Below are 23,833 nucleotides of genomic sequence, written 5' to 3'. Positions count from 1 at the left end.
GGGGCTCGCCTACCACCCGTAGAAGCGCGGCCAGGTCTGCGCGAGGCCGTCGGCGTCGACGGCCTGGTATTCCGGGTGTTGCGCGCCGGTGGCGCACGCGTGATTCGGCAGGATGCGCAGGCGCGTGCCGATCGGAAACCGCTGCGCGATGCCCGTGTCCGGCGCACCCGTGCACGACACGATCCCGTGCTCCTGGTTGGCCGCGCTCATCACGTAGTCGCCGAGCACGTCGCCGCCTTCGGTGCAGACCAGCCCGTAGCCGAAGTCGCGCGCCTGGCGCTGCGTGCCGCGGTCGCGGCTCATCGCCATCCAGCCCGCATCGACGATCGCCCAGCCTTTCTCTTCCTGATGGCCGATCACGGTGGTCAGCACCGACAGCGCGATGTCCGACAGGTCGCACACGCCGATGTTGTGCATCACGAGATCGAACATCGCGTACACGCCCGCGCGCACCTCGGTCACGCCGTCGAGGCGTTGCGCGGACAGCGCGGTGGGCGTCGAGCCGATGCTCACGACCGGGCAGGGCAGCCCGGCCGCTGTCAGGCGTTCCGCGGCCCGCACGGTGCGGCTGCGCTCCTGTTCGGCGATCGCGACCAGCGCGTCGTGCGTGTCGCATTCGTAGCTGGAGCCCGCATGGGCCAGCACGCCGCCGAGCAGCGTGCCGCCGTCGACCAGCGCGCGGCCGACGTCGATCAGCAGGTCGGCGTCGGGCAGGATGCCCGAGCGGTGGCCGTCGACGTCGACCTCGATCCATACCTCGAAGCGCTCGTCGTGTGCGCGCCCGAATTCGGCGATGGCGAGGGCCGCCGGCAGGCTGTCGGCGACGATCTTCAGGTCGCAGCCTTGCCGGCGCAGCGCAAGCGCGTGGCCGAGCTTGGCGGGCACCATGCCGACCGCGTAGACGATGTCGCGGATGCCGCCCGCGAAGAACTGTTCGGCTTCCTTGAGCGTCGACACCGTGATGCCCTGCGCGCCGGCCGCGATCTGCGCGTCGACGACGGGCCGGCACTTGGTGGTCTTGACGTGCGGCCGGAACGTGACGCCGAGTGCGTCCAGATGCGCCTGCATGCGCGCGATGTTGCGATGCATGCGGCCGACATCGATCAATGCGGCCGGGGTGTTGAGGGTGTGAAGGTCCACGAGGCGTTCGATGGCGAGGTTGTCGACGCGGACACAGTAGGGCAGTTGGCGCGCATCGTGTTTAACGCCGCGCTAATTCGCCATTAAGCGCGATTTAATCTGTCGAATCGCTCAGGCCTTGCCACGCCACGGCGGCGGATCGAGAAACCGCCGCGCGGCTTCGAGAAAGACCCGTTGTCGCGCGGAGCGGCCGGTACGGGACGGCAGCAGTGCCGTTACCGGCGCGGGCGGCAGGCGCCAGTCCGGCAACAACCGGACGAGCTTGCCGCTCGCCAGCAACGGCGCGACATCCCACTCGGAGCGTTCGACGATGCCGAGCCCGGCCAATGCCCATTCGGTGATGACGGTGCCGTCGTTCGACGACAGCGCGCCGGTCACGCGAATGACGACAGACCGCCGCGACTCGCCGTTGACGTCGCCGCCGGGCGAGAAGCGCCAGCGCGGGATGTCCTCGTCGTTCTCGCGCAGACACAGGCAGTCGTGGCGCGCGAGGTCGGACGGATGATTCAGGTCCTTGATGCGGCGTGCGTAGCCCGGGCTCGCGCACAGGAAGCGCTCGTTGGGCGCGAGCGGATAACCGACCCACGAAGAAGACTTGAGGCTGCCGACGTGGACGACCACGTCCGCCCCGGATGCGCTGGTCAACGGGCTGTCCGACAGGTGCAGCGAGATTTCGAGCTTCGGATGCGCACGCTGCACGTCGCGCACGATCCGCGCGACGTACTTGCGCCCGAAGCCGAGCGGGGCGACGACGCGCAGCGTGCCCTGCACGTCGCCGTGATCGCCCGCGATGCTGGCCGGCAACGCCTCCATGCGTTCGAGTATGCCGACGGCTTCCTGATACAGCCGCTGCCCTTCGTCGGTCAGCGCGATCCCTTTCGGCTGCCGCACGGCGAGCCGCGCGTTCAGGCGCGCTTCCATCCGCTGCAGGCGAATCGTCACGGCGGGCGGCGTGAGATCGAGCAGGCGCGCGGCGGCGGCCAATGAACGCGACGCGCCGATCGCGCGGACGAGTCGCAGGTCGTCGAGGTCGAGCATTTATTTCATGGCTCTCGATGCGGTAAGTGCCGGACATTAAACCGCACATCGTGCGACGAAGCCATCGGTGGCGATGCGACCTGCCGCGCGAGGTTCCGTCACGCGCCGAGCCCGAAGATCAGCGACCGGTGTACGCCCACGCCGGCCGCCACGCCCGATGCCGATGCGAACGTCGCGTTGGTGATCAGGCTCGATGCGTCGCCGGCCGCATACACGCCGGCGACGCTCGTCCGCTTCCACGCGTCGACGCGAATCGCGTGGCCCCGCGGCCCTTCGTCGAACGCGCAGCCGAGCTGCTGCGCAAGGTCGCTCGCCATCCCGGTGCGCGCGCCGGCGAACAGCGCGTCGATCGGCACGACCGTCGCGCGGCCGGCTTGCCGCCGCTGTTTTCCGACCGGGTACCCGAGGACGCGCCCGAATGCCCGGGTCGAGCAGGCCGTCGACGCGCGTCTGGCGGCCGCGCTGAAGGACACCGAAGCATCGCTGCCGGCGCGCTTCGGCGAGGTCACGCTCGGCATGCTGTCGCGCGATTTCGATGCGAAGGCGGCCCGGCTGCGCCAGCCGCGCTGACGCGCCGCAGCATCGCAATCGCTCGCGCGTGGCGGGCGATCGAGCGCGATTCCACGCGGCCGAAACCGCCGTGCCGCGATGTTCTGTCCCCCAACTTCTGCCCGGTTCGCCCGCCACAGGGCAAAATACGGGTTTTCCGCACCCGCGAGGGCGCGACCGAATCACGCGCCGGGCGGCGGCAGTGCGTCATCCGCACGCCGTCGCCGGGCGCCCAGGCAAGATCGCTCGCCATGGCGCGAGCCCACAGGAGTCCAGACCCCATGCCCGAATCCAACCTGTCCTTCTTCGGCCGGCTGTCGCTGGCCGTCGGCACGTTCTTCTCCGTGCTCGGCAACCGCGAGTTCGCCGCCGGCGTGCTGCGCGTGCGCGATGGCGCCCCGGCACCGGTCGCCCCGGCCCCGGCTGCCGCGCCCGTTGCACCTGCGCCCGCACCCGTGAAGGCGCCGGCGCCCGAGCTGCGCGAAGCGAGCCCGCAGGCCGCGCTGCAACTGCTCGGCCTGCTGCAGCGCGATGCACGCTTCATCGACTTCGTCGAGGAAGACATCGCCGGCTACGCGGACGCCGACATCGGCGCGGCCGCGCGCCTCGTGCACGACGGCTGCCGCGCCGCGCTGCGCGAACACTTCACGATCGTGCCGGTGCGCGACGAAGCCGAAGGCAGCCGCGTGACGCTGCCGGCCGGCTTCGACGCGACGGCCGTGCGCGTGACGGGCAACGTGGTCGGCGCCGCGCCGTTCACGGGCACCGTCAGCCATCGCGGCTGGCGGGTGGCCGACGTGCGCCTGCCGAAGCTGACGGGCAGCCACGACGCCTCGGTGGTCGCACCGGCGGAGGTGGAACTGTGAGCGATCCGCGCTATTCGATCGGTATCGACCTCGGGACGACCCACTGCGCGCTGTCGTATGTCGACAGCAGCGCCAGCGACGGCGAAAACATCACGCAGCAGGTGCTGCCGATCGCGCAGCTGACCGCGCCCGGCGCGCTGGAATCGCGCGACCTGCTGCCGTCGTTCCTCTACCTGCCGCATGAAAGCGAACTGACGCAGGGCGACCTGACGCTGCCGTGGACGGCCTCGCGCGGCTTCGCGGTCGGCGAGATGGCGCGCACGCGCGGCGCCGGCACGCCGATCCGCCTCGTGTCGAGCGCGAAGAGCTGGCTGTGCCATCCGGGCGTCGACCGCCGCGCGGCGATCCTGCCGAGCGATGCGCCGCCGGAAGTGGCGCGCGTGTCGCCGCTGGAAAGCTCGATCCGCTACCTGACGCACCTGCGCGAGGCGTGGGACCACGCGCATCCCGACGCGCCGTTCGCCGACCAGGACGTGACGGTCACGATTCCCGCGTCGTTCGACCCGGCCGCGCGCGAACTGACGGCCGAGGCCGCCCGTGCCGCCGGCTATTCGCGGATGACGCTGCTCGAGGAGCCGCAGGCCGCGCTGTACAGCTGGATCCAGAAGAGCCAGGGCGGCTGGCGCAAGCAGGTGCAGGTCGGCGACCTGATCCTGTGCGTCGACGTCGGCGGCGGCACGACCGACCTGTCGCTGATCGCGGTGGTCGAGCGCGACGGCAATCTCGAACTGCACCGCGTGGCGGTCGGCGAGCACATCCTGCTCGGCGGCGACAACATGGACCTCGCGCTCGCGCACGTGGTCGCGCGCAAGCTCGCGCAGCAGGGCACGCAGGCCGATCCGTGGCAACTGCGCGCGCTGACGTACGCGTGCCGTTCGGCGAAGGAAACGCTGCTGTCCGACCCGACGACCGACGCGGTGCCGCTCGTCGTGCCGAGCCGCGGCTCGAAGCTGATCGGCGGTTCGATCCGCACCGAGCTCACGCGCGCCGAACTGACGCAGACGATCCTCGACGGTTTCTTCCCGCAGGTCGATGCGGGCGCGCGCCCGGTGAGCCGCGCGCGGGTCGGCCTGACGCAGCTCGGCCTGCCGTATGCGCAGGACGCAGGCATCACGCGTCATCTCGCGGCGTTCCTCGGCCGCCAGGTCGCGGCGCTCGATTCGCTCGAAGGCGTGCGGCGCACGCTGCCGCAAGGCGCGACGTTCCTGCATCCGACCGCCGTGCTGTTCAACGGCGGCGTGTTCAAGTCGACGCTGCTCACGCAGCGCGTGCTCGATACGCTCAATAGCTGGCTCGCGGCCGAAGGCGCGCCGCCCGCCCGCCTGCTCGAAGGCGCGGATCTCGATCTCGCGGTCGCGCGCGGCGCGGCGTACTACGGCTACGTGAAGCGCGGCCGCGGCGTGCGCATTCGCGGCGGTACGGCGCGCGCGTACTACGTCGCGATCGAATCGGCGATGCCTGCCGTGCCGGGGCTCGAACCGCCGGTACAGGCGCTGTGCGTCGCGCCGTTCGGGATGGAAGAGGGCTCGGACGCGGCGCTGCCGCCGCAGGAGTTCGGCCTCGTCGTCGGCGAACCGGTGCAGTTCCGTTTCTTCGGTTCGTCGGTGCGCCGCCAGGACCAGGTCGGCACGCTGCTCGACTACTGGTCGCCGGAGGAGCTGCAGGAGCTGGAGGAAATCCAGGCGACGCTGCCCGCCGAAGGCCGCACGGTCGGCGAAGTCGTGCCGGTGAAGCTGCACGCGCGCGTGACCGAGGCCGGCACGCTCGAACTCGAGGCGATCCCGAGCGGCACGAACGAGCGCTGGAAGGTCGAGTTCGACGTGCGCGGCGCCGCCTGAGCGCGATGAAGCGTTATACGGTCGGCATCGACCTCGGCACGAGCAATACGGTCGTCGCGTACGTCGAGGCCGGTTCCGACGCGATCCGCGTGTTCGACGTCGAGCAACTGGTCGGCCCCGGCGCGGTGGCCGCGCAGCCGCTGTTGCCGTCGGTGCGTTATCACCCGGCCGCGGGCGAGCTGCCGCCGGATGCGCTGCGGCTGCCGTGGGCGGCCGATGCGCAAGCGAACGCCGCCGGTGCGCCGCCGGCCGTGATCGGCCGCTACGCGCGCACGCTTGGCGCGCAGGTGCCGGGCCGGCTCGTGTCGAGCGCGAAGAGCTGGCTGTCGCATGCGGCGGTCGACCGGCTCGCGCCGATCCTGCCGTGGGGCGCGGCCGACGGCGTCGACAAGGTGTCGCCGGTCGACGCGAGCGCGAGCTACCTCGCGCACGTGCGCGACGCATGGGACACGCGTTTTCCCGATGCGCCGCTCGCGAAGCAGGACGTGATCCTGACGGTGCCCGCGTCGTTCGACGACGGCGCGCGCGCATTGACGGTCGAGGCCGCGCGGCGCGCGAAGCTGCCCGCGCTGCGGCTGCTGGAAGAGCCGCAAGCCGCGTTCTACGACTGGCTGTACGGCCAGCGCGACACGTTGCGCGATACGTTCGCCGCGGCGCGGCGCGTGCTGATCTGCGACGTCGGCGGCGGCACGACCGATCTCACGCTCGTCGATGTCGCGCCGGGCGGCGACGGCGAGCCGGCCTTCACGCGCGTCGGCGTCGGCAATCACCTGATGCTCGGCGGCGACAACATGGACCTCGCGCTCGCGCGCCTGGTCGAGACGCGGCTGACCGAGCCCGGCACGCGGCTGTCGGCCGCGAGCCTGTCGCAGCTCGTCGAGCGCTGCCGCGCGGCGAAGGAGCGGCTGCTCGGCGACGACGCGCCGGCGTCCGTCACCGTCACGCTGCTCGGCGCGGGTAGCCGGCTCGTCGGCGGCGCGCGCTCGGCCGAGCTGACGCGCGACGAAGTCGAACGGATCGTCGTCGACGGGTTCTTTCCGCAGGTCGAAGCGGGCGAGCTGCCCCGCCGGGCACGCGCCGCGATCGTCGAATTCGGCCTGCCCTATGCGAGCGACGCGGCCGTCACGCGCCACGTCGCGGCGTTCCTGACGCGTCATGCGGAAGGCCCGCTGCCCGACACGCTGCTCCTCAACGGCGGCGTGTTCCGCGCGGGCGCACTCGCCGACCGTCTCGCGCGGACGCTCGGCGCTTGGCGCGGCGCGCCGCTCGACGTGCTGCACAACGCGCATCCGGACGTGGCCGTCGCCCGCGGCGCGGTCGCGTACGGGCTCGCCCGCGCCGGACAGGCGCCGCGCATCGGCGGCGGGTCCGCGCGCAGCTATTTCCTCGTGCTCGACGACGGCGCGGCCGATGCCGCCGCGCGCGGCGTCTGCCTGCTGCCGCGCGGCACGGAAGAGGGCCGCGAGATCCGGCTCGACGAGCGCACGTTCGCGCTGCAGCTCGGGCAACCGGTGCGTTTCCACCTCGTGTCGACGGTGGCCGAAACCCGGTACCAGCCCGGCGATCTCGTCGATCTCGACGGCGGCGATTTCGTGCGGCTGCCGCCGATCGCGACGGTCGTCGATGCGAAGGCGGGCAGCGACGCCCGCGAAACGCCGGTGAAGCTCACGGCGTCGCTGACCGAGGTCGGCACGCTCGAAATGCATTGCATCGCGACCGACGACGCAACACGCCGCTGGAAGCTCGAATTCCAGCTGCGCGGCGATGCGCCGGTGCATGGCGACGATGCGGGGCCCGCGCGGCATCCGCGTGCCGACCAGGCGATCGAGCTGATCGAGCGCTCGTTCGGCAGCAAGGCCGCCGGCGTTGCGCCGAAGGACACGCGCCGGTTGCGCGCACAACTCGAACAGGTGCTCGGCGCGCGCGAGGCGTGGGACGTGGCGCTCGCGCGCGAGCTGTTCGACGCGTTGCTCGCGCGCGCCCGCCGCCGCCGCCGCTCGGCCGATCACGAGCGCGCGTGGCTGAACCTGGCCGGTTACTGCCTGCGCCCGGGCTTCGGGCATCCGCTCGATGCGTGGCGCATCGAGCAGCTGTGGCCGCTGTTCGACGACGGGATTCAGTACGTGACCGACGCTCAGGTGTGGTCCGAGTGGTGGACGCTTTGGCGGCGCGTGGCCGGCGGCCTCGACGACGATGCGCAGACGCAGGTGCGCGACGCGATCGCGTTCCTCGAACCGTCCGACGACAAGCGCCGCAAGCTGCCGTTCGATCCGGCCAAGGTCGGCCCGGCCGACATGACGCGACTGTCCGCCTCGCTCGAACGGCTGCCCGTCGAGCGCAAGGTCGAGCTGGCCGAACGCCTGATCGCGCAGTTGCAGAAGCCGGCCGAGCGCGCGTTATGCGCGTGGGCGCTCGGGCGTATCGGCGCGCGTCGGCCGTTCTATGGCAGCGCGCACGGTGTCGTGCCGGCGGAAGTGGCCACGGGCTGGCTCGATGCGCTGTTCGCGCTCGACTGGAAACAGGTCGAGCCGGCCGCGTTCGCGGCGGCGCAGATTGCGCGGATGACGGCCGATCGTTCGCGCGATTTGCCGGACGAGACGCGCGAGGCCGTCATCAAGCGCCTGTCGGCCGCGAACGCGTCGGCGGCCTGGATCGACATGGTGCGCGAAGCGATCGCGTTCGACGAAGCCGACACGGTGCGGGTGTTCGGCGAGACGCTGCCGGCCGGGTTGAAGCTGCTGGCGGGGTGAGCGGCGCGGTGAGGTGACGGTATCGTCTGGATACCTGAGCATGCCGTCGATGCTCACGGATTCGACGACCTTGAAAAAACGGCTGCCGATGCATAGGCAGCCGTTTTCGTTTGTACGAATCGTGCGGCGGTCAGACCTGCGCCATCGCTTCACGCAACGATGCGGCCGACTCCACCGCGATCGCGTTCGGCGCAACGGCCCGCCGCGCGAGATGAATCCCCGCGAGCATGCAGCGCACCGACCCGCCGGCCAGTTCGATCGTCGGCACGTCGAGCGGCAGCAGCCGCGCGGAGCGTTCGATGACCGTGCGCTGCGCGTGCGTGAGGCAATCGAACGCGCGCCGCGACAGCGCGAGCACGCGTCCCGCCTTTCCTGACAACTCCAGCGTATTGCCCGCGAAATTCGCGATCTGCGACGGATCGAGCGCGATCACCGCGCGCCCCGTTTCGGTCAGGCGCTGCGCGATTTCGCCGCGGCGCCGGCTGTCGGCGATCAGGTCGAGGCCGACCATCGCGAACTCGGTCGCGACGCTCATCATCACGTTCGTGTGATAGATCGGCCGCCCGTCGGCGTCGGCCGTATCGAAGCAGATCGGCTCGAAATTGAAGTGCGTGCAGAAGCGTTCGAGCGCGACCGGATCGGCGCGGCGCGAGCGCGCGGTGTAGGCGATCCGCGCGACGTGGTCGAGCACCATCGCGCCGGTGCCTTCGAGGAACACGTCGTCGTATTCGAGGCCCGAGTAGTCGATCACGTCCTGCACGCGATACTCGGCCTTCAGCATCTCGATCACGTCCGCACGCCGCTCGCGGCGGCGGTTCGCGCTATACATCGGATACAGCGCGACATGGCCGCCGGGATGCGTCGAGAACCAGTTGTTCGGGAATACGGAGTCGGGCGTGTCGTGCTCGCCATGGTCGTCGAACACGTGCACGCGCACGCCCGCATCGGCGAGCGCCTGCGCGGCGGCCGTGACTTCGTCGCGCGCGGCGGCGGATACCGACGCCGTGTCGCGCGCGCCGGTGCCGGCCGTGCGCTGGAACGCGTTGTCGGCCGCGGTCTGCGGGTTCGGCAGGAAACGGTGCGGCCGGATCATCACGACGGCGGCCGGCGCCTGGATCGATACAAGATTCATGGGCGGGGACGGTGCGAAAGGCAGGAGACCGGGCGGCGCACGGGCCGCCCGCAAACGACAATCAGCGCGCGAACGCGGCGACGGCTTCGGTCGCGAACGCCGCGTGACCCTGCGCGATCGCGGCCGGATCGTCGATCAGCGCGAACAGGTTCTTCGGGTCGACGGCCGGCGGAATCAGCGCGATCTCGACGCCCGCGTTGTGCTGCCGCGCGAGCGCGTACAGGTAGCGCAGCGCCGAATAATCCTCGAGCGCGAAGCCGACCGAGTCGAACACCGTGACTTCGTCCGCGCGTTCGCGGCCGGTCGTCTCGCGCTGCAGCACGCGCCACAGCTCGGTGACGGGGAAGTCGGCCGGCATCTGCTGGATCTCGCCCTCGATGCGCGACTGCGGCTCGAACTCGACGAAGACGCGGCCGGCGTGCAGTACGCCCGCGTCGAGTTCGGTCTTGCCGGGGCAATCGCCGCCCACGGCGTTCAGGTGCATGCCGGGCTCGATCATGTCGGCCGTGACGATCGTCGCATACGCCTTGTCGGCGGTGACGGTCGTCACGATGTCGGCGCCGCGCACGGCGTCGGCGGTCGACGCGGCGCGCACGACGCGCAGATCCGGATACGCGGCGAGGTTCCGCACGAGCTTGTCGGTCGCGCGCGGATCGACGTCGAACACGCGGATCTCGTCGATGCCGAGCAGCGTGTGGAACGCGATTGCCTGGAACTCGCTCTGCGCGCCGTTGCCGATCAACGCCATCGTGCGCGCATCGGGCCGCGCGAGCACTTGCGCGGCGAGCACCGACGTGGCGGCCGTGCGCAGCGCGGTGGTGAGCGTGAGTTCGGCCAGCAGCAGCGGGTAACCGGTATCGACTTCGGCGAGCGCGCCGAACGCCATCACGGTGTGCATGCCGCGCGCCGCGTTGACGGGGTGGCCGTTCACGTATTTGAACGCGAACAGCGACGCGTTCGCGACGGGCATCAGCTCGATCACGCCGTCGCGCGAATGGCAGGCGACACGCGGCGACTTGTCGAAATCGGCCCAGTGCAGGTAGTCGGCGCGCAGCGTGTCGACGAGTTCGCGCAGGAACGTCGTCACGCCGGTCGTGGCGATCAGGCGGGCAGTGGCGGGAACGTCGAGGAAGCGGGTCATCGGTCTGTCTCCAAATTCAGTGCCGGTACGGATGTCCTGGCGTTCTGGTCGACCGGGCGCGGCCTCGGCGGGCCTCGTGCTGCCTGAAAAGCGGCGGCGCGGCGGGGGCGTGCCGGTCGATGGAGTCATTATTTCCGCGAGTCGAGCCAACAAAAAGACGGCAAAAGTGGCAGATTTCTCGATAGACTTGGCAAATTGCCAGCCCGTTCCGGCAGTTTGTCCAGTTTGCATGGGCCGGAATGCGCGGCCCCGACACGCTGGCGGCTGTCTCACATGCCCAACAGGAAGCCCCGTTCATGATCACGCTCGACGACGTCGACCGGCAGCTCATCGCATTGCTGCGCGACAACGCGCGATTGCCGGTCGTCGCGCTCGCGAGGGAACTGCGAGTCGCGCGCGCGACCGTGCAGAACCGGCTGACGCGGCTGGAGAAAAACGGCGTGATCGTCGGCTATACGGTGCGGCTCAAGCCGGCGGCGGAGCGCCACCGGATTCGCGCGCTGATGTCGATCGCGGTGCAGGGCAACCGCGGCGCGGAGGTGGTGAAGGTGCTGCGCGGGCATCCGAACGTCGCGTCGATCCACAGCACGAACGGGCGCTGGGATCTCGTCGCCGAACTGCATGCCGATTCGCTCGAGCACTTCGATCGCGTGCTCGGCGCGATCCGGCTGATCGACGGGATCGCGAATACCGAGACGAGCATCCTGCTGTCGACGCACAAGGCGTGACGCGGGCGGGGCCTGCGTCACGTCCTTCCATGCAGTCAGGCGCCGGCCGCCGGTTCCGGAAACACCGGCTCGCCCAGCGTCAGCATCAACCGGTTCGCCCACGCGAAGATCGCGACGGCGTGCGACAGGTCGAGAATTTCCTCATGCGTCAGCCCTTCGGCTTCGAGCGCGGCGACGGCGCTTTCGTCGATCGCGTCGGGCCGTTCGGTCAACGCGATCGCGTAGCGAATGATCGCGCGTTCGCGCGCCGTCGTGCCGGCCGTCGCCGGATCGTCGAAGACCTGCTCGATCGCATCGGTGCGTTTCGCGAGCTGCGCGAAGCGCTGCGCATGCACCGACGCGCAATAGACGCAGCCGTTCACGCGCGACACGGCCGTGCTGGTCAGCTCGCGCTCGGCGCGCGACAGCCCGCCGGGGCCGTACATGATCGCGTTGAACACGCCCGAGCGTTGCCGCAGGATCTCGGGCAGATGCACGAGCAGCAGGTAATAGTCGGACGTCTTCGCCTGCGGGTGGCTCGCTTCGAGCACCGCAAGCTGATCGGGCGTTGCGGCATCGAGCGATACCGTGTCGAGCCATGCGCGCCAGCCGAGCGTGTCGGACGTGAAGCCGTGGGGCGTCGTCATGCCGCCTCCCTGGTCGTACGTGCCTGAATGGCCTGCGCGGCAACGGCGACGCGCAGCTGATACGCGACGAACGCGACAAGTTGCGACAGCGCGACGATCGCGGGTGTCGTGAGGCCAGCCGACTTCAGCGCGTCGAGATCGGCGGCGCGTGCGTCGACGGGGGCGAGCGTCACGCGCTTCGCATGCGCGAGGATCGCGCCGAGGCGTCGAGGCAGCGCGTCGAACGCGTCGGCATCCGCGTGTTCGATCTCACCGGCCGCGCCGCCTGCGTCGAGCAGCCGCGCGCGATAGGTGTCGGCCAGCGCGTGTGCGTTCGACTGGCGCGCGACATACCGTGCGGCATGCAGCCGCTCGACCAGCGAGAGATCGGGCAGCGCGGGATCGAACAGCGCGGCTTCGCTCCGCTGCGTGTGCAGCAGCACCTTGTCGCGTGCGCGGCGCAGCGCGGCGACGGCATCGCCGTCGCGCAGGCCGGCCACCGCGTCGATCGTATCCGGCACGGCGGCCGGCGTGATGGAATCAGTCATCGTTTCGGTTTTCCCTTGTTCGTCGGTGTGATCGATCGCGCGCGGTCACGCATCGGCGTCGCGCCATTCGTCGCCTAGCAGTTCGGCATTCGCATACGCGACGAGCGCGTCGTAGTGGCGGTCGCGATCGGCGTCGAACAACCGGCTCGCGATCCCGCGCGCCAGCCGCTTCGCGCCCGCGCTGATGGCCGGAATGTCGCCGGACAGCTTGCCGTGGCTCAGGCTCGCCGCGTGGTTGAAGCAATGAATCCGCGTGATGGCCGGGCACGCCCCGCGCTCGCGCTCCTGAAACGCGAACGCGGGGCCGAGATCGGGCGACTCGGCAAGCTCGTCGAGCCACAGATCCGGTTCCGGTCGATAACGATCCTTCCAGCGGCGCACGTGCGCGCCGAACGACGCGAATTCGTCGCGCGTCGTCCAGTCCGAATGAAAGCCCGTCGCGAAGATCAGGAAGTCGACCGGGTAGCGCCCGCGCGGCGTCGTGACGTCGAGGCCGTCCGGGCGGTCGGCCAGTGTCTCGATCGGGCTGCCCGCATGGAAATGCGCGCGTGCGTGGCGCGAGACGCGCAGCACGCTGTCGCGCGGCGGCGGCGTCTGCGACGTCAGCGCGTAGTGCATGAAGCGCCACTTCGTCGCGTCGTCGAGATCGGCGTAGCCGTGCACGAGCCCCGGGCTGCCGATGCCGGTCAGCTTGTTGATGCGCGGGATGTCCGCGCGGCGGAAGAACAGGTCGACGCGTGCGGCGCCGGCTTCGAGCGCGGTGCCCGCGTTGTCGAACGCGGACGCGCCCGCGCCGACCACGCCGACACGCTTGCCCGCGAGCGCGGCGAAGTCGATCGGTTCGGACGAGTGAGCCCAGCGCGAGCGCGGTGCGCGTTGCGCGACCGGCGGCACGTACGGACCGCCGAGCCCGTCACGGCCGGTGGCGAGCACGACGTGCCGTGCGAGCAGCGTCCGCGCTTCGCCGTTGCCGCGCACGTCGAGCGCGAGCAGCCCGTCGTCGCGCGGGCGCAGTGCGACGAGCGTCGTGTCGTTGCGCACCTGCAGGTCGAGCACGCGCCGGTACCAGCGCAGGTAGTCCATCCATTGCGTGCGCGGAATCTTGTAGAGCGCGTCCCATGCGTCGCGGCCGTGCTGCGCTTCGAACCAGGCGCGGAACGTCAGCGCGGGCAGGCCGAGCGCGGGGCCCGCGAGCTGCTTCGGCGAGCGCAGCGTCTCCATCCGCGCGAACGTGATCCACGGCCCTTCGTAGCCGGCCGGCGCGCGGTCGATCACGCGCTGGTTGTCGATGCCGAGCAGGCGCAGTTCGGCGGATGCCGCGAGCCCCGCCATGCCGCCGCCGACGATCGCGACGTCGAGCACGCGCGCGCCGTCGGCTTCTTGTGGCGGCACCCACGACGGCGCGGGCAGGTCGAGCCAGCGCAGGTCCTGCGCGAGCCGGGCCTCGAGGGCGTCGAGCGGGGACGTCATGCGGCCTCCGGGCGCGTGCGGCGCGCACGTGCGGTGCGGGGCGCACGCGATGCCCGCTCGCTGCGCAGCCGGTCGCCGCGCAGCAGCGCGTCATGCGCGGTGGCGTCGTGAAAGATCACGTCGCCGAGCAGCGTGCGCGTCGTGCGGTGCAGCGCGTCGAGCAGTGCATCGACGGCTGCCGTGCGCGGCTTGCCGGCCGGCGTCGCGACGCCGAAGGCGAACGGAATGTCGACGTCGAGCGGACGCGCGACGACGCCGTCCACCGGCAGCGCGACACCGGTGGCCGGATCGACGATGCCGATTCCGATGCCCGCGCGCGCGGCCATCACCGCATTCAGCGACGCATTGGTTTCGACGAACACACGCGCGTCGACGCGTGCGGCGGCGAATGCCGCGTCGATTCGCTGGCGCAGCCGATGCCGGTTCGCGACCGTCACGATGCGGCGGCGCGCGAGGTCGCGCAGCGCGATGCGTGGCTTCGCCGCGAGCGGATCGCCGGCGGGCAGCACGGCGACGCAAGGCGTCTGCGCGATCCAGTGCACGTCGAGCCCGGCATGCGCCATCGGCAGCGTGACGACGCCGACGTCGGCCGTGCCGGCCAGCACTTCGTGCACGACATGCTCGGCTGACTCGCTGCGCAACTGGTAATGCGGCGCATGCACGTCGTCGGGCAGCGCGGCCAGCGCGGCCGGCACGAGCGTGGCCGCGAGCGACGGCGTCGCCGCGATGCGTACCGGTTCGGCCGTTGCGTCGCCGAGCGCGCGAGCACGCGCCTCGATCGCGCGCAGGCCGACCAGCGAGCGCTCGACTTCCTCGTACAGCAGGAAGGCGCGCCGCGTCGGCGTGACGCGCGGGCCGTGCCGGTCGAACAGCGCGTAGCCGAGATCGGCTTCGAGCTCCTGGATCTGCCGCGTGACGGCCGGCTGCGAGCGGCCGAGCAGTTCGCCCGCGCCGGTCACGCTGCCGGCCGACATGACCGCGGAAAAGGCTTCGAGTTGATGCAACTCCATGACGCGTTCCGATAATGCGATTTGCGCATTGTAGGAGTGCGAGCATGCGTGATTCATATAATGATTTTTGCTATCGACAGCGCGAAAACTGCGAAGCGTGCGATCGTGTCGACGGCGGGGGGCGCACGCAAACACCTCGATTGCGATCGTCGCCATGAAGAAAACGCCCATCGAATCAACGCGATGCGGTGCGTGCCGATGCATCGTGCGAAGCGGGGCGAACGGACGACCGCTCGCGAGCGTGATCCGCTTCGCGCCGCGCGCGATATCGATATGCGCAAAACTTCGTTGGATCGTCCCGACCCGGATGGTTACATGCCCTCACTCTTTTCGACTGACTGAAGCTGGGGGACGCATGAAGGTTTCGGGGAACGACGCACGCGGCGCATGGCGGCGCGTGCTGGGCACGGTGGCGGCGCTCGCTGCCGCATGGGGCTTGTCGACGGGCGGTGCGCTCGCGGCCGGCGTGTCGGGCGAGCCGGTGGTGATCGGCGTGAGCGGGCCGCTCACGGGCCAGGACGCGCAATACGGCGAACAGTGGAAGCGCGGCTTCGATCTCGCGCTCGACGAGATCAACGGCAGCGGCGGCATTCACGGCCGGCCGCTCGCGATCGACTTCCAGGACAGCCGCAGCGATCCGCGCCAGGCCGTCGCGATCGCGCAGAAGTTCGTCGCCGATCCGCGCATCGCGATCGAGCTGGGCGACTTCTCGAGCGCGACGTCGATGGCCGCTTCGCCGATCTATCAGCGCGGGCAACTGGTGCAGTTCGGCTTTACGAACTCGCATCCGGATTTCACGAAGGGCGGCGACTACCTGTGGAGCACCGCGCTGAGCCAGGCCGAGGAGCAGCCGCTGCTCGCGCGTTATGCGGTGAAGGAACTCGGCTTCAAGCGGATCGCGGTGCTGTACCTGAACACCGACTGGGGCCGCACCAGCAAGGACATCTTCGCGAAGGCGGTCGCCGGGCTCGGCGCGCAGGTCGTCGCGGCCGAAGGCTACCAGCCGGCGGAAAAGGACTTCCGCTCGACGCTCGTGCGGATCGGCGCGTCGAACCCCGATTCGATCGTGCTGATTTCCTACTACGCGGACGGCGCGCAGATCGTGCGGCAGGCGCGCACGTCGGGCGTCGCGCTGCCGATCGCGGCGGTCGGCTCCGTGTATTCGCCGAAGTTCCTCGAACTGGGCGGCACGGCCGTCGAAGGCGTCTATACGGAATCGAACTTCTTCCCGGCCGAGCCGCGCCCCGAGGTGCAGGCGTTCGTACAGCGCTATCGCGCCAAATTCCACGCCGATCCCGATTCGTTCGTCGCGCGTGCCTACGACGCGTTGATCTTGTCGGCCGAGGTGCTGCGCCGCTACGGCACGACGCGCCAGGCCGCGCACGACGGCTTCGCGAAGGTCAGCGACGTGCCGAGCGTGATCTTCGGCAAGGTGCGCTTCGATCCGCAGACGCGCCGCGTGGCCGGCGCGCGCACCGTGTACCTGGTCGTGAAGCAGGGGCAGTGGGCGCTGTGGGACGGCGCGAAACCGCAGCTCGCCGCGCGCTGATTCCGCATGAACCGCATGCAAGTGACGGACGCATCGTGATGGCTTCCTGGCTCGACTACACGCTCAACGGCCTCATCGTCGGCAACATCTACGCGCTGCTCGCGGTCGGGCTCGCGCTGATCTTCGGCGTGTCGCACCTGATCAACTTCGCGCACGGCTCGGTCTACATGGTCGGCGCGTTCATCGGCTGGCTGTGCCTGACGCGCTTCGGCCTGCCGCTGCCGGTCGCGCTGGCGGCGGTCGTCGTCGGCTGCGGCGCGCTCGGTATCGCGATCGAGCGGATCGGGTTGCGGCCGCTGCGCCACGCGGCGCGCATCGCGCCGCTGCTCGCGACGATCGGCATCAGCTTCATCCTCGATCAGCTCGCGCAGCTTGCGTTCGGCGCGGATCCGCGTGCGGTGCCGACGCCGCTGCCCGACTGGCATGTGCGGATCGCCGGCGCGACGCTCGGCTCGCTCGACCTGCTGATCGCGGGTATCGGCATCGCGGCGGCCGCGCTGCTGTACGGCTTCCTGCGTTTCACGCGGCTCGGCTGGGCCGTGCGCGCGACCGCGCAGGACCGCGACGCGGCGCTGCAGATGGGCGTCGACGTCGACCGCGTGAACCAGACCGTGTTCGCGATCGCGTGCGCGCTCGGCGGCGTGAGCGGGCTCCTGGTCGGCATGTACTACAACAGCATCGATCCGGCGATGGGCTTCCAGGCGACGCTGAAGGGTGTCGTCGCGCTGCTGATCGGCGGGCTCGGCAACGTGCCGGGCGCGATTGCCGGCAGCCTGCTGCTCGGTCTCGTCGAAAGCTACGGCGTCGCGCTGTTCGGCACGAGCTATCGCGACCTGTTCGCGTTCGGGCTGCTGATCGTGTTCCTCGTGTGGCGGCCGAACGGCCTGTTCAGCGCCAACCGCGCGCTGCCGCCCGAGCCGATGACGGGCACCTTCCTCGCGGCCGCGAAGGCCGTGCGCGTGCCGCGCCCGGTGCTCGTCGCGCTGATCGTGCTGGCGGCCGTGCTGCCGTGGCTCGGCGCGTCGCCGTACGTGCTGCAGACGCTGACCAATGCATGGCTGTACGGATTGCTCGCGCTGAGCCTCACGCTCGTCGCGGGCACGGTCGGGCAGATCTCGCTCGGCCACGCGGCGCTGCTCGTGATCGGCGCGTATGCGTCGGCGTTGTTGTCGTCGGATCTCGGCTGGTCGCCGGCCGTGACGATTCCGTGCGCGGGCGTCATCACGGCCGTGCTCGGCACGCTGCTCGTCTATCCGGCATTCCGGCTGCGCGGGCACTACGTGTCGATCGCGACGCTCGGCATCGGCGAAGTGGTGAGCCTCGTGATCCTGAACTGGGACGGCCTGACGCGCGGCCCGCTCGGCATCACCGGCATCGCGCCGCTGCCGTGGGCGAGCACCGCGCGCGCCGCGTACTGGTTCACGTTCGCGGTGCTCGTCGCGTTCGCGCTCGTGCAGGTGCGGCTGCTGCGCTCGCATCTGGGCCGCACGCTGCGCGCGGTGCGCGAGGACGACGTCGCCGCGCGCGCGCACGGCATCGCGCCGAACCGCTACAAGGCGATCGCGTTCGCGGTCGGCGGCGTCGCGGCCGGCGTGAGCGGCGGCATTGCCGCGCACCTGTACAGCTACATCAATCACCAGACCTTCGATTCGCAGGTGTCGATCCTCGCGCTGACGATGGTGATCCTCGGCGGGCTCGGCAACGTGCTCGGCGGCATCGCGGGCGCGATCGCGCTGATCGGGCTGCCCGAGCTGTTCCGCTGGGCGGCCGACTACCGGATGCTGATCTACGGCCTCGTGCTGCTGCTGCTCGTCCGGTTCCGGCCGCAGGGCCTGCTCGGTACGGTGTGAGGAGAGGAATGCGATGACGACCACTCGACCCTTGCTCGACGTGCAGGGATTGACGCGCCGCTTCGACGGCGTGACCGCGCTCGACGGCGCGAGCCTGACGCTGGCCGACGGCGAACTGCTGAGCGTGATCGGGCCGAACGGCGCGGGCAAGTCGACGCTGTTCAACCTGATCGCGGGGGCCGACCGGCCCGACGCGGGCCGCGTGACGTTCGACGGCCGCGACATCACGGGCACGGCGCCCGAACGGCTCGCGGCGCTTGGCATCGCGCGCACGTTCCAGCACGGCCGCGTGTTCGGCAACCTGAGCGTGCTCGACAACGTGCTGATCGGCGCGCACGCGCGGCTGCGCGCGGCCCGGCCGGGCTGGCCCGCGCTCGGTGCGGCCGCCGAGGTGCTGCGCGCGCTCGTGCGGCCGGCGTCGGTGCGGCGCGAGGAAGCCGCGCTGCGCGACGAGGCGCGCGCGATCGTCGCCGGGTTCGGCGAACGGCTCACGCCGCGCATCGATCATCCGGCGCACAGCCTGTCGTACGCGAACCGGCGGCGCGTCGAGATCGGCCGCGCGCTCGCGCTGCATCCGCGCCTGCTGCTGCTCGACGAACCGACGGCCGGCATGAACGAGACGGAGACGGCCGAGATGCTGCAGCTGATCCAGTCGCTGAAGGCGCGTGGGCTGACGATCCTGCTGATCGAGCACAAGCTCGAACTCGTGATGCGCGTGTCCGACCGCGTGATGGTGCTCGACAACGGCGTGAAGATCGCCGAGGGCGCGCCGCGCGACGTGCGGCACGATCCGCGCGTGATCGAAGCCTATCTCGGCCGCCGCCATGCGGGCGGCGCACCGGCCGATCGCACCGCCCGGGCGGCCGCATGATCCTGCCTTCTTCCGGACCCGATACGACGATGACCGACGCGCTGCTGAAACTCGAACACCTCGACACGTTCTACGGGCCGGTGCAGGTGCATTTCGACGTGAACTTCGAAGTCGGCCGCGGGCAGATCGTCAGCCTGCTCGGCGGCAACGCGAGCGGCAAGTCGACGACGATGAAACTGATCCTCGGTCTGATGCGGCCGCGGCGCGGCGTCGTGCGTTTCGACGGCGGCGACGTGACGGCGCTCGCGACGCCGCAGCGCGTGCGGCGCGGGATCGCGGCCGTGCCCGAGGCACGGCGGCTGTTCGGCGACATGAGCGTGCGCGAGAACCTGCTGATGGGCGCGTACACACGCGGCGATCGCGCGGCCGTGGCCGACGACTACGAACGCGTGCTCGACCTGTTTCCGCGCGTGCGCGAACGCTTGACGCAGCGCGCCGGCACGCTGTCGGGCGGCGAGCAGCAGATGCTCGCGATGGCGCGTGCGCTGATGGCGCGGCCGAAGCTGATCTGCATGGACGAGCCGACGATGGGGCTGTCGCCGCTCTACGTCGACAAGGTGCTCGAACTGATCGACGCGATCAACCGGCAGGGCGTGACGGTGTTCATGGTCGAGCAGAACGCGAGCCTCGCGCTGGAGATCGCGCATTACGGGTACGTGCTGCAGACGGGGCGCGTCGTGCTCGAAGGGCCGGCGAAAGCGTTGCTCGACGACGAGCGCGTGCGCGATGCGTATCTGGGCGGCGACGCGGTGGCGGCGTAGCGGGCCTGGCGTCAGCCTATCGCACTGCGGGTGCCGGATTCGCCGCTTCGGTTTTTCCCTGAAGCCTGCGCGCGGGTTCCGTCCGGTGCAGGTGAACGGCGTAGGTGTCCCACGGCAGTTCGATGGCTCGCCCCAGCGTGCCGCCGCCTGGCTCATCAGGCGTCCGGCTTCGCCGCGATGATAGCCGCCGTGCGTGACGACATGGGTCAGCATCTCTTCGCGAGTCATGTATCCGCTGTTGCCGTCGGTGAACGTGAACGGAATCGATTCGGACAGCATTCCGGGCGTGGCGGCGTCGGCATAGTCGAGATACCAGCGATCGAGCGACGCGAAGGCCGCACGCAGTGCGTCGGGCTCCGGCGTGTCGGGTGTGTTGTCGGACACGAAGCCATGGCGCTCGCCGGCCAGATGCGCGGCGAAGATCCGGTTGACGACGAGGCAATGGTTCATCAGCCGCAGCGCGAGATGGCGCGCTTCGGCGTGTTGCACCGCATCGAGCCCGGCGATGGCCGCCAGCATGTCGTCATTCGCCCATGCCTGGTAGCGCAGCATGCGGGACAGGAGTGCGTTCGCGCTCATGGTCGTTTCCTCGGGGGTTTCACCTAATATGTGAGCTTCGGCACCATTATTTTCGGTCGGAGTCCGCATGTCCACTCGCGTTTCCAATACCGCCGCCGCGATGCGGAAAGCCCCGCGCCAGGCGCGTTCGCGTGCGACCGTGGACGTGATCGTCACGGCCGGGGCTCGCGTTCTCGATACGCACGGGTGGGCCGGATTCACGACCAACGAAGTCGCGGAGGTTGCCGGCGTCAGTATCGGTTCCGTGTACCAGTACTTCCCGAACAAGCTCGCCTTGGTCGATGCGATTCGGCGCCGGCATTTCGACGACGTGCTGGCCGTGCTGCAACGCGCGCATGACCGTCGGGCAAGCGCCGGGCGTCTCGTCGAAGGCTTGATCGGCGACCTGATCGCCGTGCACCGCGATCACCCGTCGCTGCACCGGGCGCTGCTCGATCTGCCCGATCCGGGGGGCGCGAAGGACGCGTACGAGGCGTTCCAGACGGCGTACTTGCGCCGCTATGCGCTGATCGTTGCCGCCTGTCGCGGGCGTGCGCCCGTCAAGGCCGATGCCATGACGGCGCAGGTGCTGTCTTCCGCGCTCGAAGGCATCGTGCACAATGCGGCCCGGCGCGGGCTGCTGGACGATCCGAAACTGAAGCGCGAACTCGTCAGGCTGGCGCGCGGCTACCTGGAGGATCCGCGCGATCGCGCGGCTAAGGCGCATACGTGAGCCGCGGCGAAAATCATGACGGACACCGAAACTCAGGTAGATTGATGCTTTCCTGATCTCGAACGCCACGGGGGCTACCGCGCCATGTTGACTTATTCGATTCAGAAGGTCGGCTACGATTACAAGCAACTGGATCCGCAGGGCGCGACGGATTACGCGTCGTTCACGCATGCCTTCGACGCGTTCCCGTGGGCGGCGCAGCATGCCGAGTGGGACGAGACGCAGGAAGGCCCGTTGCCGGCGCTCGTGCTGCAGCATGCCGGCGATCAGAGGGCGTTGTGGGTGACCGCGTTGAGCGACGCGCGTTCAGGCGGCTTCCAGCTGAATGTCGTCTCCATGCGGATGAAGAAAGGGCTCTTCGGGATCGGGAAGGGGACGCTGGAGCAGCATGTCGATACGATCGACGTCGATACGCGTGCGGATGTCGATACGCTGTGCCGGTTGTTCTGCGATCGCCAGTACGACGAGCTGGATCGACGGGTAGCGCGGCATGCGGGGCGCAACCGGTTCGACGACGATAACGACAACGACGATTGAGCGTGCGCCGCGCGCCCGGCACTGCACTGCACTGATTCGACTGTTCATGCGTGTTCCGCGCCGGTTCCTGCCGAGCGCGGAAACGTCAGCACCACCGCGAACCCGCCCGCATCGGGAAACGCGAACCCCACGCGCCCGCCGTGCGCCTTCATCACTTCCTGCACGATCGCGAGCCCGAGCCCTGACCCCGTGCGCCGCTCGCTGCCGTCCGGCGCGATCCGCACGAACGGTTGCAGCGCCGCGTCCCAGTGCTCGCGCGGTATCCCGCGGCCGTTGTCGGTCACGGTCAGCGTGACCGCGCCGTCAACGTTGCCCATCGTCGCGACCGATACGACGATGTCGTCCGCGTGACCGTGCAGCAGCGCATTGTGCAGCACGTTCGACAGCGCTTCCTGCAGGCTGATGGCGTCGCCGTCGATCCGCGCCAGCGGCGCGTCGCTCGCGAACGCAACGGCGACATCGCGTTCGCCCGCGAGCGGAATCGTGCGGCCGAGCACTTCCTTCGCGAGCGCGACGAGGTCGACGGGCTGCAGCGGCACGGCTTCGGTGCGATGAATCACCATCGCATGATTGAGCAACTGGCCGGTGAGCCGGCCGACGTCCGAGGAGGTCGCGCGCAGCGCATCGAGCCGCGCCGCGCGGCGCGCGGGATCGGATTCGCCGTCGAGCAGCTCGATCTGCGCGTCGAGCCGCGCCAGCGGCGTGCGCATTTGATGCGCGGCGTCGGCGATGAAGCGCTGCATCGCGTTGATCCGTTCGGCGAGACGGTGCATCAACCCGTTGATCGAGCCGATGATCGCGTCGATCTCGCTCGGCGTGTCGACGGCCACCGGCCGCAGGTCGGCCGGGTCGCGCGCGGCGATGATCGTGCCGATCTGCGCGAGCGGGCGCAGGCCGCGCCGGATCGCGAGGCCGCTCGCGCCGATCGCGAGCACGCTCATCAGCAGGATCAGCGTCCATACCTTGATGCTCATGTCGTTCGTCAGCTGCTGGCGCGCGTTGGTTGTCTGCGCAACGGTCACGAGCGCCCAGCCCGGCGTGTTTTCCTCGGGCATGTAGCGCGCGATCGTCGCGGTGCGGATGCGGTGCCCCTGGTAGACGGCATTCGCGAACGCGGGGCCCTGTTTCGCGGCCGCGAGCGTCGCGGGGCTCGCGAGATCGTTATAGCCGGCCACGACGACGCCGCGCGAATCGACGACCTTGTAGTAGACGAGGTCGTAGCGCGACAGCGTCGACAGCGCGCCCACCGGCGGATTCAGCGCGAGCACGCCGCCCTGCACGTAGAGGTTTTCCGCGACCTGGATCGATGCGCCCGCCAGCAACTGGTCGTATGCCCGCTCGGCCGCGACGCCCGCGTAATAGCGCGCGATCGCCGCGAGCGCGAGCGCGCCGGTCGCGACGACGAGCGCGATGAACAGCAGCGTGCGCCCGAACAGCGTCTTCGGGAACCAGTCAGTGCGCCGCAATCTGATACCCCATCCCGCGCGCGGTGCGGATCTCGACCGAGCTGCCCTGCAGCTTCTTGCGCACACGCGTCACGTACTGCTCGACCGCGTTCGTGGTCGGCTCGTTGCCGAAGCTGAACAGCTGGTTCAGCAGTTCGTCCTTCGAGAAGATACGCTGCGGGCGGCTCGCGAGGATTTCGAGCAGCGCGAACTCCTGCCGCGACAGCGACAGCGGCTGGCCGTCGAGTTCGGCGAGGCGGCTGCTGCGGTCGATCACGAGGCCGCCGAGCGTCAGCACGTCGTTCGCGTGGCCGCTGTTGCGGCGCAGGAGCGCCTGCACGCGTGCGTCGAGCTCGCGGTAGTCGAACGGCTTCACGAGGTAGTCGTCGGCGCCGAGGCCGAGGCCGCTCACGCGGTCGTCGATCGCCGAGCGCGCGGTGACGAGCAGCACGGGCGTCGTGCTGCCCGACGCGCGCAGGTGGCGCAATACCGTGAAGCCGTCCATGCCGGGCAGGTTCGCGTCGAGCACGACGAGGTCGAAACGCTCGACGCGCAACAGCCCGTGCGCGGTCGCGCCGTCGGTTTCGAGATCGACCGCGTGGCCGAGCCGCGCCAGGCGGTTGCGGATCGCCGCGCCGATTTCGGCATCGTCCTCCACGACGAGAATGCGCATGGTGCCGTTTTGCAGGTAAGTGGATAGGGTTTTCCCGGGGC

General features: G+C 70.1%; 21 protein-coding genes and 3 pseudogenes. 12 read left to right on the top strand and 12 right to left on the bottom strand.

Annotated elements, in window-relative coordinates; genetic code table 11:
* Window positions 1-9: 9 nt before the first annotated feature.
* The 3 genes and pseudogenes from AC0KUR_RS03375 to AC0KUR_RS03365 all read right to left on the bottom strand — a co-directional run.
* Window positions 10-1,140 (bottom strand): DSD1 family PLP-dependent enzyme, encoded by a 1,131-nt coding sequence (locus AC0KUR_RS03375; RefSeq protein WP_343726322.1) that lies wholly within the window; start codon window positions 1,138-1,140, stop codon window positions 10-12.
* A 111-nt stretch (window positions 1,141-1,251) separates the two neighbouring features.
* Entirely contained in the window at window positions 1,252-2,178 is a 927-nt protein-coding gene (locus AC0KUR_RS03370) for a LysR substrate-binding domain-containing protein (protein WP_034188350.1), read from the bottom strand.
* 98 nt (window positions 2,179-2,276) lie between these two features.
* Window positions 2,277-2,537 (bottom strand): annotated as a pseudogene (locus AC0KUR_RS03365) (FAD-dependent oxidoreductase); the annotation flags it as partial.
* Between the two features lie 3 nt (window positions 2,538-2,540).
* Here AC0KUR_RS03365 and AC0KUR_RS03360 point away from each other — a divergent pair.
* From AC0KUR_RS03360 to AC0KUR_RS03345, 4 genes and pseudogenes are all read left to right on the top strand, one after another.
* Window positions 2,541-2,748: pseudogene (locus tag AC0KUR_RS03360) on the top strand (transcriptional regulator); the annotation flags it as partial.
* Window positions 2,749-3,008: 260 nt separating this feature from the next.
* On the top strand, window positions 3,009-3,593 hold the full coding sequence (locus AC0KUR_RS03355) for a DUF2760 domain-containing protein (RefSeq protein ID WP_034188349.1): 585 nt from the start codon (window positions 3,009-3,011) through the stop codon (window positions 3,591-3,593).
* Window positions 3,590-5,431: an Hsp70 family protein gene (locus tag AC0KUR_RS03350; RefSeq protein WP_473375363.1), complete on the top strand. Its 1,842-nt coding sequence runs from the start codon at window positions 3,590-3,592 to the stop codon at window positions 5,429-5,431. Before AC0KUR_RS03355 ends, AC0KUR_RS03350 begins: the two co-directional genes overlap by 4 nt.
* A gap of 5 nt (window positions 5,432-5,436) precedes the next feature.
* On the top strand, window positions 5,437-8,181 hold the full coding sequence (locus AC0KUR_RS03345) for an Hsp70 family protein (RefSeq protein WP_473375362.1): 2,745 nt from the start codon (window positions 5,437-5,439) through the stop codon (window positions 8,179-8,181).
* A 130-nt stretch (window positions 8,182-8,311) separates the two neighbouring features.
* On the opposite strand, the gene ctlX is transcribed toward AC0KUR_RS03345, so the two are convergent.
* Together ctlX and AC0KUR_RS03335 are read right to left on the bottom strand one after the other, a co-directional pair.
* The gene (ctlX, locus tag AC0KUR_RS03340; RefSeq protein ID WP_473375361.1) at window positions 8,312-9,313 is read right to left on the bottom strand and encodes a citrulline utilization hydrolase CtlX; all 1,002 of its coding nucleotides are present in this window, start codon (window positions 9,311-9,313) and stop codon (window positions 8,312-8,314) included.
* 61 nt (window positions 9,314-9,374) lie between these two features.
* The gene (locus AC0KUR_RS03335) at window positions 9,375-10,454 is read right to left on the bottom strand and encodes an ornithine cyclodeaminase (protein WP_059559672.1); all 1,080 of its coding nucleotides are present in this window, start codon (window positions 10,452-10,454) and stop codon (window positions 9,375-9,377) included.
* A 296-nt stretch (window positions 10,455-10,750) separates the two neighbouring features.
* On the opposite strand from AC0KUR_RS03335, the gene AC0KUR_RS03330 reads away from it, so the two are divergent.
* Window positions 10,751-11,182 carry an Lrp/AsnC family transcriptional regulator gene (locus AC0KUR_RS03330; RefSeq protein ID WP_034188344.1) on the top strand — a complete coding sequence of 144 codons (432 nt, stop codon included), beginning with the start codon at window positions 10,751-10,753 and terminating at the stop codon, window positions 11,180-11,182.
* A 35-nt stretch (window positions 11,183-11,217) separates the two neighbouring features.
* Here AC0KUR_RS03330 and AC0KUR_RS03325 read toward each other — a convergent pair whose 3' ends face one another.
* From AC0KUR_RS03325 to AC0KUR_RS03310, 4 genes are read right to left on the bottom strand one after another with little or no spacing between them, the layout of a single operon-like run.
* A complete protein-coding gene (locus AC0KUR_RS03325) occupies window positions 11,218-11,808 on the bottom strand; it encodes a peroxidase-related enzyme (protein WP_473375360.1) in 591 nt (196 codons plus the stop codon).
* Window positions 11,805-12,335, bottom strand: a complete 531-nt coding sequence (locus AC0KUR_RS03320; RefSeq protein WP_175028524.1) for a CMD domain-containing protein — start codon at window positions 12,333-12,335, stop codon at window positions 11,805-11,807. Before AC0KUR_RS03320 ends, AC0KUR_RS03325 begins: the two co-directional genes overlap by 4 nt.
* 45 nt (window positions 12,336-12,380) lie before the next feature.
* A complete protein-coding gene (locus AC0KUR_RS03315) occupies window positions 12,381-13,805 on the bottom strand; it encodes an NAD(P)-binding domain-containing protein (protein ID WP_473375359.1) in 1,425 nt (474 codons plus the stop codon).
* Window positions 13,802-14,815: a LysR family transcriptional regulator gene (locus AC0KUR_RS03310; RefSeq protein WP_034188340.1), complete on the bottom strand. Its 1,014-nt coding sequence runs from the start codon at window positions 14,813-14,815 to the stop codon at window positions 13,802-13,804. The genes AC0KUR_RS03315 and AC0KUR_RS03310 overlap by 4 nt, the downstream gene beginning before the upstream one ends.
* A 60-nt stretch (window positions 14,816-14,875) precedes the next feature.
* Here AC0KUR_RS03310 and AC0KUR_RS03305 point away from each other — a divergent pair, with 60 nt between their 5' ends.
* Genes AC0KUR_RS03305 through AC0KUR_RS03285 form a run of 5 tightly spaced genes read left to right on the top strand, consistent with a single transcriptional unit; the run spans window position 14,876 to window position 19,846 of the window.
* On the top strand, window positions 14,876-15,157 hold the full coding sequence (locus tag AC0KUR_RS03305; RefSeq protein ID WP_473375358.1) for a hypothetical protein: 282 nt from the start codon (window positions 14,876-14,878) through the stop codon (window positions 15,155-15,157).
* A gap of 13 nt (window positions 15,158-15,170) precedes the next feature.
* Window positions 15,171-16,364, top strand: a complete 1,194-nt coding sequence (locus AC0KUR_RS03300; protein ID WP_034188339.1) for an ABC transporter substrate-binding protein — start codon at window positions 15,171-15,173, stop codon at window positions 16,362-16,364.
* A 38-nt stretch (window positions 16,365-16,402) separates the two neighbouring features.
* Window positions 16,403-18,214, top strand: coding sequence for an ABC transporter permease (locus AC0KUR_RS03295; RefSeq protein WP_473375357.1), 1,812 nt, complete (start codon window positions 16,403-16,405; stop codon window positions 18,212-18,214).
* 13 nt (window positions 18,215-18,227) lie between these two features.
* Window positions 18,228-19,085, top strand: coding sequence for an ABC transporter ATP-binding protein (locus AC0KUR_RS03290; RefSeq protein ID WP_473375356.1), 858 nt, complete (start codon window positions 18,228-18,230; stop codon window positions 19,083-19,085).
* Between the two features lie 29 nt (window positions 19,086-19,114).
* Window positions 19,115-19,846, top strand: a complete 732-nt coding sequence (locus tag AC0KUR_RS03285; protein WP_473375355.1) for an ABC transporter ATP-binding protein — start codon at window positions 19,115-19,117, stop codon at window positions 19,844-19,846.
* Between the two features lie 204 nt (window positions 19,847-20,050).
* On the opposite strand, the pseudogene AC0KUR_RS03280 reads toward AC0KUR_RS03285, so the two are convergent.
* Window positions 20,051-20,365 (bottom strand): annotated as a pseudogene (locus AC0KUR_RS03280) (DinB family protein); the annotation flags it as partial.
* 127 nt (window positions 20,366-20,492) lie between these two features.
* On the opposite strand from AC0KUR_RS03280, the gene AC0KUR_RS03275 reads away from it, so the two are divergent.
* Together AC0KUR_RS03275 and AC0KUR_RS03270 are read left to right on the top strand one after the other, a co-directional pair.
* A complete protein-coding gene (locus AC0KUR_RS03275; protein ID WP_473375354.1) occupies window positions 20,493-21,137 on the top strand; it encodes a TetR/AcrR family transcriptional regulator in 645 nt (214 codons plus the stop codon).
* Between the two features lie 84 nt (window positions 21,138-21,221).
* A complete protein-coding gene (locus AC0KUR_RS03270) occupies window positions 21,222-21,674 on the top strand; it encodes a hypothetical protein (protein WP_473375353.1) in 453 nt (150 codons plus the stop codon).
* Window positions 21,675-21,718: 44 nt separating this feature from the next.
* Here the strand turns inward: AC0KUR_RS03270 and AC0KUR_RS03265 are convergent, their stop codons facing one another.
* Window positions 21,719-23,140 carry a sensor histidine kinase gene (locus tag AC0KUR_RS03265; RefSeq protein WP_473375352.1) on the bottom strand — a complete coding sequence of 474 codons (1,422 nt, stop codon included), beginning with the start codon at window positions 23,138-23,140 and terminating at the stop codon, window positions 21,719-21,721.
* The gene (locus AC0KUR_RS03260; protein WP_034188331.1) at window positions 23,127-23,792 is read right to left on the bottom strand and encodes a response regulator transcription factor; all 666 of its coding nucleotides are present in this window, start codon (window positions 23,790-23,792) and stop codon (window positions 23,127-23,129) included. The genes AC0KUR_RS03265 and AC0KUR_RS03260 overlap by 14 nt, the downstream gene beginning before the upstream one ends.
* Between the last annotated feature and the right edge of the window lie 41 nt (window positions 23,793-23,833).

Source organism: Burkholderia sp. YHN3-13 (assembly GCF_055810675.1).
The sequence above is the reverse complement of the archived record's forward strand: the minus strand, read 5'-3'. Positions and strand labels throughout refer to the sequence as shown.